Annotated in this window: 12 protein-coding genes; all 12 read right to left on the reverse strand. The window is 40.5% G+C overall.

Annotated features, from left to right (window positions below):
* Window positions 1–2: 2 nt before the first annotated feature.
* A complete protein-coding gene (locus tag L0951_RS08820) occupies window positions 3–392 on the reverse strand; it encodes a four helix bundle protein (RefSeq protein WP_234110866.1) in 390 nt (129 codons plus the stop codon).
* Between the two features lie 45 nt (window positions 393–437).
* On the reverse strand, window positions 438–1,616 hold the full coding sequence (locus L0951_RS08825; protein ID WP_234110867.1) for an acetyl-CoA C-acyltransferase: 1,179 nt from the start codon (window positions 1,614–1,616) through the stop codon (window positions 438–440).
* Between the two features lie 98 nt (window positions 1,617–1,714).
* Window positions 1,715–2,974, reverse strand: a complete 1,260-nt coding sequence (locus tag L0951_RS08830) for a nucleoside permease (RefSeq protein ID WP_234110868.1) — start codon at window positions 2,972–2,974, stop codon at window positions 1,715–1,717.
* Between the two features lie 15 nt (window positions 2,975–2,989).
* Window positions 2,990–3,586, reverse strand: a complete 597-nt coding sequence (locus L0951_RS08835; protein ID WP_234110869.1) for a bifunctional nuclease family protein — start codon at window positions 3,584–3,586, stop codon at window positions 2,990–2,992.
* A 126-nt stretch (window positions 3,587–3,712) separates the two neighbouring features.
* Entirely contained in the window at window positions 3,713–5,095 is a 1,383-nt protein-coding gene (locus L0951_RS08840) for a sensor histidine kinase (protein ID WP_262908477.1), read from the reverse strand.
* Between the two features lie 137 nt (window positions 5,096–5,232).
* Window positions 5,233–6,180: an electron transfer flavoprotein subunit alpha/FixB family protein gene (locus L0951_RS08845; protein ID WP_234110985.1), complete on the reverse strand. Its 948-nt coding sequence runs from the start codon at window positions 6,178–6,180 to the stop codon at window positions 5,233–5,235.
* 118 nt (window positions 6,181–6,298) lie between these two features.
* Window positions 6,299–7,045, reverse strand: coding sequence for an electron transfer flavoprotein subunit beta/FixA family protein (locus L0951_RS08850; protein ID WP_234110870.1), 747 nt, complete (start codon window positions 7,043–7,045; stop codon window positions 6,299–6,301).
* A 249-nt stretch (window positions 7,046–7,294) separates the two neighbouring features.
* Window positions 7,295–8,008, reverse strand: a complete 714-nt coding sequence (locus tag L0951_RS08855) for an SDR family oxidoreductase (protein ID WP_234110871.1) — start codon at window positions 8,006–8,008, stop codon at window positions 7,295–7,297.
* 74 nt (window positions 8,009–8,082) lie between these two features.
* On the reverse strand, window positions 8,083–9,462 hold the full coding sequence (locus L0951_RS08860; RefSeq protein ID WP_234110872.1) for a dipeptidase: 1,380 nt from the start codon (window positions 9,460–9,462) through the stop codon (window positions 8,083–8,085).
* A 312-nt stretch (window positions 9,463–9,774) separates the two neighbouring features.
* Window positions 9,775–10,026 (reverse strand): hypothetical protein, encoded by a 252-nt coding sequence (locus L0951_RS08865; protein WP_234110873.1) that lies wholly within the window; start codon window positions 10,024–10,026, stop codon window positions 9,775–9,777.
* A gap of 74 nt (window positions 10,027–10,100) precedes the next feature.
* Window positions 10,101–11,246, reverse strand: a complete 1,146-nt coding sequence (locus L0951_RS08870; RefSeq protein WP_234110874.1) for a class I SAM-dependent methyltransferase — start codon at window positions 11,244–11,246, stop codon at window positions 10,101–10,103.
* Window positions 11,247–11,370: 124 nt separating this feature from the next.
* The gene (locus tag L0951_RS08875; RefSeq protein WP_234110875.1) at window positions 11,371–12,537 is read right to left on the reverse strand and encodes a methylmalonyl-CoA mutase family protein; all 1,167 of its coding nucleotides are present in this window, start codon (window positions 12,535–12,537) and stop codon (window positions 11,371–11,373) included.
* Between the last annotated feature and the right edge of the window lie 93 nt (window positions 12,538–12,630).

The raw sequence follows: 12,630 nt of genomic DNA on the forward strand, positions 1-12,630 counted from the left end.
TCTTATTTGAAGTTGTTTCCTTTAATTTCGGAATTTTGCAAATAAACAATAAAGTTTTTGATTTTTCCACTGAGGCACTGATATTCTTCCAGCAGCTGATTAACATCTTTTTCAAGGATATATTCAAAATCAAAAGCACGGTACCATTGAGATTTTGTTTCTCCGCAAAAACCTTTTGCAATGGAAGGAAACTGCTCAAACTCACTGTTTCTATCTCTTTCGCAACCTTCTGCAATAGGGTCCATCACCAAACCTGAAGATGCAAATATTTGATTTCGAAATTTGAAATCATTATTAAAACTGCTCTTTTTGGAAGGTTTAAAAACATTAACACAAAGCTTTCCAGCGGTTTGCCCAATTTCCAAATCCTCAAACCTTTTAATGGTAGCCACATTCGTGCATTTTTAATGTATCAACTTGAAACATGAAAACTGAAACTACATATTTTCTATGACAATCGCACTTGCTCCTCCTCCACCATTGCAGATGGCGGCAGCACCGTATTTTCCGTTGTTTTGTTTGAGGACATTGATTAAGGTTACGATGATTCTGGAACCTGAACTTCCGAGTGGATGTCCCAGTGAAACAGCACCACCATTGACGTTTACTTTGGAGGCATCCAAACCGAGGATTTTGTTGTTGGCCAAACCTACCACTGCAAACGCTTCATTGAATTCAAAGAAATCGATGTCTGAAATCTGGAGATTTGCTTTTTCCAAAGCAATCGGAAGCGCTTTTGAAGGGGCGGTGGTAAACCATTCCGGCTCCTGTGCTGCGTCTGCGTAGGAAACGATTTTTGCCACAGGTTTCAAACCGAGTTCCTCCATTTTTTCCCCGGACATCAAGATTAACGCAGAAGCACCGTCATTTAAGGTGGAGGCGTTTGCAGCAGTTACGGTTCCATGGTCTTTCTGGAAAACGGTTGGCAAAGTTCCGATGCGGTCGAAGTTGACGGATTTGTATTCTTCGTCTTCGCTGAAAATGATTGGCTCGCCTTTTCTTTGTGGGATTTCCACGGGAACAACCTCTTCTTTGAACTTTCCTTCGCTCCAGGCTTTTGCGGAACGTTTATAAGATTCTATCGCGAAATTATCCTGGTCTTCTCTGGTGAGTCCGTATTCTGCTGCGCATTTTTCGGCGCAAACTCCCATATGGACTTTGTTGTAAACATCGGTCAAACCGTCGAGAACCATACCGTCCTGCATTTTCACATCCCCTAATTTTGTTGCATTTCTTGCGTTGTAGTAGTGAGGAACCGATGACATATTTTCCATTCCGCCTGCAACGACAATTTGCTGGTCGCCTGCTTTGATGGAATTGGCGGCCAACATCACGGATTTCATTCCCGATGCGCAAACCTTATTGATGGTTGTTGCTGGAACCTTATTGGACAAACCTGCTCCCAAAGCTGCTTGCCGCGCGGGCGCCTGTCCTTCTCCTGCCTGAAGAACGTTTCCCATAAAAACCTCCTGCACCAGATTCGGGTCGAGATTGATTTTATCTAATGCGCCTTTGATTGCGGTGGAACCTAATTTTGTGGCCGGAACTCCTGCCAAACTTCCAAGGAAACTTCCCATGGGTGTTCTTGCTGCAGATACGATGAATACTTCTTTCATTATGATTTTATTTAATTAGAAACTGTGGATTTTAACCTTGCCAAATTACGAAAAAAAACACACCCGATAAAAAGTGTGTTTTGCTTTATAAAAGTTAACTAGTGCTTGATTTCTGCCAATTCCTCAGGATTGTGCTTGTGTTTGAACATAATGGCGAATAGGATCGCAATCACTAATGCGTATGTTGCAAAAAACAGCCAGATTTCATGCCACATTTTGTCGCCGTTTGGAAGGGTGAAATACTTTTGAATCAGCCAACCACTCACCAAACTTCCCATCACCGCTCCGAAACCGTTGGTCATCATCATAAACAAACCCTGTGCAGATGATCGGATCTTGTAATCAGTAGTGGTTTCCACAAAAAGAGAACCTGAAATATTGAAGAAATCGAAGGCCATGCCATAGACGATGCAGGAAAGAATAATCAGTCCCAAACCGAATCCTACCGGAACGCCGAACGCGAACAGCCCAAACCTTAAAACCCACGCAAACATTGAAATCAGCATCACATTTTTGATTCCATATTTTTTTAAGAAGAAAGGAATCGCAAGAATAAACAGTGTTTCAGAAATCTGCGAAATGGACATGATGATCGTGGAGCGTTTCACCATGAAACTCTCGGCATACTCCGGGATTTTACCGAAATCGGAAAGGAAAACATCCCCATACATATTGGTCAGCTGAAGCGCAGCACCCAAAAACATGGAGAACAGGAAGAATAACGCCATCTTGTAGTCTTTAAATAAAGAAAAAGCGTTGAATCCGAGTTTTTCAGCTAAAGTTGCATCTTTTGGAATCAGGTTTTGCGGCGGGCATTTAGGCAAAGTAAATGCATAGATTCCCAAAACGATGGCAAAGACGGCCGCAATATCAAACTGAAAACCAGAGTCTTTGTTTCCGGTAAGGTTGGTAATCCACATCGCCACAATAAAGCCGATTGTTCCCCAAACCCTGATCGGTGGAAATTCTTTCACCACGTCAAAATTATTATTCTTCAGTACATAATACGCGATAGAGTTCGACAGGGAAATCGTTGGCATATAAAACAACATTGCGATGAGCATGACCCAAAAAAAATTTTCGGGAGAAGTCACCGAAGGAAGAAAAAACAAAGTAATCCCGTAAAGAATATGCAGAATTCCGTATAATCTTTCCGCATTCATCCATCGGTCCGCGATAATTCCGGTTAAAGCGGGCATAAAGATCGAGGCGATTCCCAAAGTTGCGAACACTTTCCCAAACTCTTCCCCGCCCCATTGCTTGGTTCCAAACCAGTAAACACCGATGGTGATCAGCCACGCTCCCCAAACGAAAAACTGGAGAAATGACAGTACTGTCAATCTAAATTTTAAATTCATATAGTTGCTAAAATATTATTCTATTTTTTTGTTTCTTCTTTTGATTTCCTTTTGAAGTTCAAGTGCGGCATCGAAATCTTCCTCACGAACAGCGTCATCCAGCATTTTTTGGATTTCCGCATTGGAAAGCGCAGACAAATCGCCTTCTTTTTCTTCCATTTCCAGGGCTTCTTCCTCTTTAGCCGCTTCTTCCAGTTCCAACAGAATCCCGGCTTCGCTCAAAACCTGCTGTGTGGTATAGATCGGAGCATCAAAACGCACTGCCATCGCAACCGCATCAGAGGTTCTGGCATCCAAAATCAGTTCGTTTTTGGTTTCTTTGTTTTGAAAATTGATGTTGGAGAAAAAAACACCATCCACAATCTGGTAAATGATTACGGAAGTAAGCTCATAGTTTGCGGAAACTACAAATTTGCTGAACAGATCATGGGTGAGCGGACGAGGCGGATGGATGTCTTTCTCCAGACCCAGAGAAATGGATTGTGCTTCGAAATTACCGATTACTATGCGAAGTTTCACCTGGGTTTCTTCATGTTCCAAAAGGAGTGCGTATGCACCGGATTGCGTTTGGCTATAGGAAATTCCACGTATGATTAATCTTTTATAATCCATAACTACAAATATACTTTAATTTTTAAATTCGGAATTTGAAATTTGTTTTTTTTTAACCGAATTAAGCAAAAACATCGGGAATAATACCCGTCCAAATTGGAATCCATTTTCTCCACGGTCTGTATCCTAGAAGAAGCTGTTGTGATCTGGGACCAGGTTGGTGTTGATCTCGATGATGAACCTGGTTCCAGCTTTGGTATTTTCTTTGACCAACCTCGCGTTCAGGAACCGGATCCTGGAATCGATATTGCTTAAGCCAATCCCTTTTGAAGTGGGATCCTGAGAAAAACCTTTACCATTATCCTCCAAAATAATCCTCATTTTTGGCTTTTCATAAAAGATATCCAAACTTCCTTCTGTTGCATGGGCATGTTTCAACATATTGTTCACCAGTTCCTGGATAATTCGGTAAATATGGATCTGAACCGCTTTACTTAAATCTGGTTTTTCACCCGAAAAATTAAACTTAAACCTAATTCGAAAATTCTTTTCTATCTTCTGGCAAAAACTTTCCAGGGTATAGATCAAACCATAATTGATGATGGAAGAAGGCGACAGGTTATGTGAAATTTCCCGGATTTGCTCATAGGAATTATCAATGATTTTGGACACTTCCTCGATGATATTCCGGTTTTTCGGGGAGGCTTCCTCTTTATTGAAAGTAGAAAGTTGAAACTTGATCGCAGTGAGATCACCGGCAATGCCATCATGCAGTTCTTCGGCCATTCTTTTCCGCTCCCTTTCCTCACCCTGCAGCAAGCCCTGGAACCGGCTGATCTGTTGCTGATGTTTGTGCCGGGTGATTTCTGCGCGGACTTTATCCCTTTCCTCATTGAAGACTTTCACTTTAAAAGCAAGTCCCAAACTGAAAAAAATAGTCTCCAGAATCGTTCCGATGTAGAAAAACATAATGGGATTTTTCATATTTAATGAAGAAATGCGGCTGCCCGCAAAAGCAATTAATGAAAAGACCACGAAAATACTGGCTCCAGTAAGGAAAAAATATTTATGTTCCGCAGAATATTTCATGGCCAGAAACACTGAAGGCATGAAAACGGCCAACATCACCGGAATATAGATGAATGTGAAAAGGCTTACATAAAATGAGTAATCTTTGATCAAATAAGAAAAAACCCCAAAAATAAAGAAGCCAATTGCCAGACTTTTTAAAATATTGATGACCGCAGCGAAAAATTTCTTTGTGTGCTTATGCAAATCCAGGAAGTAAAGTGCAAATACCGTGTAGAAATTACAAAAGCCGATCTGGATATACAGACAAAGTATGGCCACAAAAATCTCCGCATTTTTCCCGCCCAAAAAAGTGGCCACAAAATCTTCTGCTGCATAATAATTTGCGTCCAGTCTGCTTAAAACATACCCCAGCAAAAAAATGTTGTAAAACGAATAAAATTTGAAGCTTTTGAACTTTAAATATAGATAAAGAACGCCACTCACTATGATAAACAGCAATTGAAACGATATGGACATGCTCCAAATAAATTCCGACATCGATAGAACTGTTAGTTTTAAGACCTAGTAAAATTAGTGATTTTTCGAATCAGGAAATTTTTTTTGAATGATTTTTTGCATAAAAAAACACTGATTTTCCACCAGTGTTTTATGCCTGCATATGATTTTCTTCAGGGTTATCCTTTCAGTGCCTTGATTTTTTCGGTCAAAGCGGGGATGATCTGGAAGGCGTCTCCCACCACTCCATAATCTGCAGATTTGAAGAAAGGAGCTTCGGGATCACTGTTGATCACCACAATGGTTTTGGAGGAATTCACTCCTGCCAAATGCTGAATAGCGCCCGATATTCCCACTGCTACATAAAGGTTCGGCGAAATGGCTTTCCCGGTTTGTCCCACGTGTTCAGCGTGCGGTCTCCAACCGATATCCGAAACCGGTTTGGAACAAGCCGTTGCTGCTCCCAAAACATTGGCCAAATCTTCGATCATTCCCCAATTTTCTGGACCTTTCATGCCACGTCCCGCAGAAACCACGATTTCAGCTTCTTTAAGATCAAGTTTTCCGGAGCTTTGTTCGTGGGAAATCACTTTCGTATCATCATTGACCACCGAAAGATTTTTCACTTCCTCGGAACCGGAAACTGGATTTTCTTTTGCTCCAAATGCATTCTGAGAAACGGTAAGAATCACGTTTGCGGCATCAGCTTTTGCATGCATGAATCCTTTTCCTGAAAATGCTCTTCTTTTCACCTGGAAAGGAGAAAGGTTTTCGGGGGTTTCCAGCACATTGGTGATGAGCGAGGCTCCCGTAGAAATGGCAAGCATCGGCGCCACTGAAGACGCATCTGTTGTATGTGGAAAAACCACTATGTTTCCATTTGCTACCTCGCTGATTGCTTTTGCGTAAGCTTTCGCACTGAATTGTTTAAGGCCGTCATCCTTTATGTGGATAACGTTTGACGCTCCATACTTATACAATAAATCTGAAGAATCGGATGGGTTTACTGAAATGGCGGTCACGGTATCTCCCGCTTTATCTGCAATGGACTTTGCATAGGAAACAGCCTCGAAAGCTGCTTTTTTGTAAACTCCGTTGATATTTTCTGCGTATACGAATATCATAATTAAGGTTTTGTTTAAGGTTTTTAATCAGGACAGGAATGGATATGTCCCTACAAAATGAAAATACTGAAAATTCACTATGCACTGCGAAATCAATTGGCAGCGAAGCGAATTCACGATTTTATATAACTTTCGCCTCTTCGTGAAGCAATCTTACCAGTTCATCCAGATTATCTGCAGAGACCATCTTCACTGCGGCTCTGGCCGGAACGGAATCATAGGAAACACCTTCCACTTTAATTTCTGTGGAAGTAGGCTCCTGTACCTGAAGTGGTTTTGTTCTTGCAGACATGATTCCTCTCATATTCGGGATGATCAGATCTTTTTCATCTACCATTCCTTTTTGACCCGCAATCACAGCCGGAAGTCTTACAGAGATGGTTTCTTTTCCACCTTCGATTTCCCGCACTGCAGTGGCTTCATTTCCATTCACTTCCAACCCAACGCATGCATTGACAAAAGGTTGATCCAATAATTGTGCAACCATTCCCGGAACCGAACCGCCATTATAATCGATCGATTCTTTTCCGCAAAGAATTAATTCGTAACCGCCATTCTGAGCGATTGCCGCAATTTCCCTGGCGGTGGAATAACTGTCTTTGGGTTCAACATTTACCCTCACCGCATCATTTGCCCCGATTGCCAATGCTTTTCTGATCACAGGTTCTGTGGAAGCGTCTCCCACGTTCACCACGGTAACGGTAGCTCCTTGCGATTCCTGCAGTTTAATGGCTTTTGTCAAAGCAAATTCATCCAGCGGATTGATCACCCACTGAATTCCGTTTTTGTCGAAAGCAGATTTGTCTGCCGTGAAATTAATTTTGGAGGTAGTATCCGGAACACTACTGATGCAAACTAATATTTTCATTTATTTCTAATATTTAATAATGTTTATTTCCCCTAAAAACCAACGCAGCGCCAACTTCGTTAATGAATGTGGAAAAAAAATTTCCACTTCGTTTCATCATCAAACCCTTTTAAATAAAGATTTCTCATAATATTCGGCTCTTCTGTTTGGTTTTTGCTAAGATAAATAAAAAATATATTATGCATGCATAGTATATATATAAATTTCTATTTCACACATAATTAAGTCAAACGAATGCTTCCTCGGCGATTAAAATTTATTTGGCTCCGGTTTCAGCGGTCTCACTTCAATCTTGCTGGGTAAGCTTCTCGGATTCATTTTGATAATGTCCATCACCAGTTCCCCGATGTCTTCCGGTTGAATTTTCCAGGAATCATTTTCCGAAGGATCATTGTCATTAAAATGACTGGAGACGGAACCAGGCATAATGGTGGAAACCTTGATCCCGTATTTCCTTAAATCAATCATTGCCGCCTGTGTAAATCCTACCGCACCAAATTTCGAGGCGTTGTAACCGGAACCTCTTTCAAAGAAATTAGTCCCGGCAAGACTTGAAATTGAAATAAAATAGCCTTCGGATTTTTTCAGTTCCTCCACGGAGGCTTTCATTGTGTGAAACAGTCCTGAAAGGTTGGTTTCAATCATGCTGTTCCAGTCTTCCATGGTCAATTCATCAACCGGCCTGAAAATTCCGACCCCGGCATTGGCAATCACATAATCGAGTCTGCCAAATTTCTTGACGATTTCCGAAACTGCGTTTTTTTCATCTTCAAAATTTCTGACATCAGAAGAAATTCCAAAAACCTTGGAGTCTTCATTTGATAAGCGTCCTGCCGCTTTTTCGGCGTCTTTTTTATTTCTTCCCGAAACGGCGACCTTTATCCCATTTCTCAGTAAGACTTCTGCCACTCCAAAACCAATACCTTTGGTTCCGCCTGTAATGTATGCTACCTTGTTTTCCATTTTTAAAATTTTTAGTTCTAAATTTACAAAAAATGCCCCAAAACCGGGACATTTTCTAAAGTATTTATCTATTGTTATTTTGCATAATTCTCGAAAAACAGAGGAATACTTTCAATTCCTTTGTAGAAATTGAATAATCCATAATGTTCGTTTGGCGAATGGATCGCATCGGAATCCAAGCCAAATCCCATCAATACTGATTTTGCTCCCAAAACCTGCTCAAACATTGCTGTAATCGGAATGCTTCCGCCGCTTCTGTAAGGAAGAACCTCTTTTCCAAAAGCAGTTTCCATCGCTTTTTTCGCGGCCAAAAATTCTTTGGTGTCGCTCGGCAAAACATAGGGCATTCCCCCGTGATGCGGAGTTACTTTCACCTTCACGTTTGCAGGAGCAATTTTTTCGAAGTATTTGGTAAACTTCTCAGTGATTTCATCGGGTGTTTGATACGGAACCAGACGCATTGAAATCTTGGCAAATGCTTTTGAAGGAATTACGGTTTTTGCCCCTTCACCAGTGTATCCGCCCCAAATCCCGTTGCAATCCAAAGTTGGCCGGATCGAAGTTCTTTCCAAAGTTGTGTAGCCATTTTCGCCTTCCACTCCATTCAAACCGATTGAATTTCTGAAACCTTCCGGGTCGTCTTTCAGTTTGTTCATTTCCACTCTTTCTGCATCTGAAACCACCTCTACATGATCATAAAAACCATCAATGGTAATATGTCCGTCTTCGTCAATCAGTTTTGCGATCATCCTGCTCAAAACATGAATAGGATTAGGAACTGCACCACCATAAAGTCCGGAGTGAAGATCCCGGTTCGGACCCTCCACTTCCACTTCCACATAACTCAGTCCGCGCAAACCGGTAGTTACAGTAGGTTGATCATTGGAATAAATATGCGTATCGGAAATCAAGATTACGTCACAGGAAAGCTTTTCTTTATGCTCATTGACGAAAACGCCCAGATTTTCCGATCCCACTTCTTCTTCACCTTCGATGATGAATTTCACATTACAAGGCAATGCATTGGTTTTCATCATTGCTTCAAATGCCTTCAAATGCATGAAAAACTGGCCTTTGTCATCTGCGGAACCTCTGGCGAAAATCGCTCCTTCCGGATGCAGTTCCGTTTTCTTGATCACTGGTTCGAATGGTGGACTGGTCCACAATTCGAGCGGATCCGCCGGTTGCACATCGTAATGTCCGTAAACTAAAACCGTGGGTAAATCCTTATTGATGATTTTCTCGCCATAAACGATTGGGTTTCCTTTCGTGGGACAGACTTCCACCTGGTCAGCTCCCGCATTTTTCAGGTGTTTTGCTACTTCATCTGCACATTTCAACACTTCGTTTTTATAAGCCGGATCTGCAGAAATGGAAGCAATTTTAAGTAATTCAAAAAGTTCATCCACGAATCGTTGTTTATTTTCCTGGATGTAGTTTAGGGTTTCTTGCATTATTTATTGGTTTTTGAGAACATAGAGAAAAGAGAAAAGATCATTGCGCATAGACTTTACGCATTAATTTGCTTTTCTAAAAACGCTGGGGTTTTTCTTTTCTTCTTTTTCTAAGTTCTAATTAAGTACTATTTTTTTTTACAGAAATTGGTGAGTACTATCAAGACTACAAAAATCGGACTTTCCTAAGAAACTCATGCAGCAGGATATCTCTTTCCGCTCATCTTTGTAAAAATAAAAAAATGTCCCGCGAAAACAAGACATTTCATTTATTAATGAAACAAAGAAAACTTTGTTCGCTTGGTAATCTTGCTATTTCGCTTTTACCGTGTCGGCTTTGATGTTTGTTTCTTTGATCTCCACAGTAGCTGCGGAATCCTTCACCGCTCCGGAAGCTTCAGTTTCTGCTGCTTTGAATGCATCCGGATTGGAACCGATTTCAATATCGCTGTATCTTTCAGCGCCTTGCTCCATTTTGATTACACCTTTATTTGAACCGGCTTGGATTTTTTTGCAGCTGATGACCAAACCTGTCAAAGCGATTCCCAATACAATTTTCTTCATATTTAAATTTCGATTTTATTTGAATTTCAAAAGATTGCCCAAAAGTAAGAAATATTACGATTTATGCCAAAAGTTTAGCGCGATTTCAAAATAACTTTTCCCTTTTCAGATTGGGTAAAAATCAAATATCGATTCCCGCCGTCTGAAATCCTGTATTTTTTCTTGATTTCATCGGGACTTAATGGATGATTTTTTGAAATGATATTGTACTTCTCCCCTTTTTTGATTTCCCCGGAATCAACCGTTTCAATTTTCAAAACTCTGCCCGGAAAATTTTCGATGACCTGGTCCGAAGTGTAAAAATGCGTGTTTGGATGCAGTTTTTTTAACCCAAACCTTTCTGAAACCAAATTAAAAGCGCCAGATTTCAGCACGGAATTATTAGGAATAAAAAGAAAATCCGACACATCGGAATATGCTGCTACAGCATTTTTTCCTTCCTTAAATGTAAAGTTGAAAACAGAATCCCCACTTTCCAAATTGATGCAGAAAATTTCCACACTGTCTTTTCCATGGTCTTTCTCCATGAAGACCACTAATTCCTTCACCTCATTTTTCACGGCAATGATTTCGATTTTTGAAATATTTTTCAATGTCGAAATCAGGTAAGAAATATCGATCAAAGGCGAAAGTTTGATGATGATTTTATCTGATATTTCCAGAAGTTTTTCCTGGATTTCCAGCAAATCAGGCGACAAATCTTCCAGCAGGAATTTCTTGTTTTTATGCTCGTCGCGTCTCGCGGGATCCAGGTAAATCAAATCGAACTTTTCTTTATTTTGCGCTAAAAACGCTTCCAGATTCTCATTCACGAAACTCGCTTTTCTATTCAAAGTTCTCCAATTGTGTTCCACGATTTCCAGCAGTTCAGGATTTTTTTCGACCAAGGTAATTTCTTCAAAATTTCTTGAAAGAAAATAGGCATCGATTCCGAAACCCAAAGTTAAATCGAGGAACTTTTTTCCCTGTAGATTTTGGGCCTTAAATTCTGCTGTATTTTGCGACGAAGACTGTTCCAGATTGAGATTCGGCGGGAAAATGATTCCGTCTGTTAATAAAAACGGGAACTTTTTTTCTGCTACTTTTCTGCCTTTGATCTGCTGTACGATCTCCTGCATGGAAACTCCCGAAAACGGCGACTTCTTCAACAACAAAGCATGCAAATCGCTTTTTAGATTAACTTGAATGAAGTCCTGGATTTCTTTACTTAGTATGAACACAACTTTACTTCTTTGAGTAGAATTTTAATGAGCAAAATGCACGAATTTTTTATTGAATTTGGCATCAAGTTCTGAAATTGCGCACAACAAAATTAATGAAAAGCATTGGTGAATTCCCGGAAAATCACTCAAACATTTCGGCTAAACGAACTGGTTTGATTTCTTTTTCCGAATAGAGTTCATCCACCGATTTGGTCTGTTCCAATTTCGGGTAAAGGTTTACCCCAATCAGTTTCAGTTTTCCTTCTTCCACCCATTTTTGTTCCAGAATCGCATGCTCATAGATCTTCTTCTGTATCCAACCGGTTTTCAGCAGTTCGCAGTAACCTCCCCCTTCTTCGATTTCCAGGAAAAGCTTCCATGATTTTTCGGCGAACTGTTGCGTAATGTTTTCGATATAATAGCTTCCGTTTCCGGCATCATCAAAAACATTAATAATACTTTCATAAGCCAAAACGATTTGCTGTTTGAAGGAAATTTCTTCGGAAAGCGCATCCGAATGCTCAATTCTGAAATCATTGGTAAAGACGGCATCTGCACCGCCGATCATCGCGGCAGAAAGTTCGAGCGTAGAACGGATCAAATTGTTTTCGGCATCGTTTTTCGATTTGTTCCTCATTGAAGTTTCCGCAAAAATATATGGAATCTCATCCAATCCGAATTCCCTTGACAACTGGTTGAAAAGGAGTTTAAATGCGCGGATTTTGGCGATCTCAAAGAAGTAGTTTCCACCGACCGCAATTCTGAAAATCAATTTCTTTATTATTTCAGCACCGAAAACTTCAGTTAAGTCTTTGGTTTTCGCCAGTGCAATTCCCAACTGCTGACCGATTGCCGCGCCGGAATTTTGATGCAGCGAGACATCCACACAAATATATCTTGAAAAATCTTTCGCCAGCAGTTCTTTTCCGAGCTGCTCAAAGATGATCCCTTTTGAATCGTCTGAGAAAATATCAATTAATGAAAAATAACGGTTGCTTTCATCTGCCGAAATATGTTCCGCCAAATCCTTATTGTTCACGAAAATCACCTTCTCCTGGAGTCCTTCCACATTTTCATCCAGCAGAAAAGCGTAAACGTTTTCTTCCAAATCCCGGTGGTATTTCGCCACCAACTGGGTAGATTCCTCCACTTTCGGGAGATTTTTCAACGGTTTCGGAACCGAATCGTAATAAGGTTTCACCTCGATTCCTTCCAGATTTTCTTTTGAAAGTACGGAATAGATATCTTCGGTTTTCAGCTGCTTTTGCACTAAACTTTCCCAGTCGGAAAGCGAGGTCTTGGTAAACATGACAATAAGTTTGTTTGATTATTTTTAAACCGTTCTGAAAATAAATTGAATCTGTTCAGAGGTATGGAACCTAAACCACTAAAAAATTGCTCC

This window comes from Chryseobacterium sp. R2A-55 (assembly GCF_021401085.1).
In the GTDB taxonomy this organism is placed as follows: Bacteria; Bacteroidota; Bacteroidia; order Flavobacteriales; family Weeksellaceae; genus Kaistella.

What these genes read in the sequence shown, in the direction of transcription:
- L0951_RS08825 (WP_234110867.1), bottom strand. Translation starts at nt 1,616, where the DNA reads ATGAAAGAAGTATTCATCGTATCTGCAGCAAGAACACCCATGGGAAGT.
- L0951_RS08830 (WP_234110868.1), bottom strand. Translation starts at nt 2,974, where the DNA reads ATGAATTTAAAATTTAGATTGACAGTACTGTCATTTCTCCAGTTTTTC.
- L0951_RS08835 (WP_234110869.1), bottom strand. Translation starts at nt 3,586, where the DNA reads ATGGATTATAAAAGATTAATCATACGTGGAATTTCCTATAGCCAAACG.
- L0951_RS08840 (WP_262908477.1), bottom strand. Translation starts at nt 5,095, where the DNA reads ATGTCGGAATTTATTTGGAGCATGTCCATATCGTTTCAATTGCTGTTT.
- L0951_RS08850 (WP_234110870.1), bottom strand. Translation starts at nt 7,045, where the DNA reads ATGAAAATATTAGTTTGCATCAGTAGTGTTCCGGATACTACCTCCAAA.
- L0951_RS08855 (WP_234110871.1), bottom strand. Translation starts at nt 8,008, where the DNA reads ATGGAAAACAAGGTAGCATACATTACAGGCGGAACCAAAGGTATTGGT.
- L0951_RS08860 (WP_234110872.1), bottom strand. Translation starts at nt 9,462, where the DNA reads ATGCAAGAAACCCTAAACTACATCCAGGAAAATAAACAACGATTCGTG.
- L0951_RS08865 (WP_234110873.1), bottom strand. Translation starts at nt 10,026, where the DNA reads ATGAAGAAAATTGTATTGGGAATCGCTTTGACAGGTTTGGTCATCAGC.
- L0951_RS08875 (WP_234110875.1), bottom strand. Translation starts at nt 12,537, where the DNA reads ATGTTTACCAAGACCTCGCTTTCCGACTGGGAAAGTTTAGTGCAAAAG.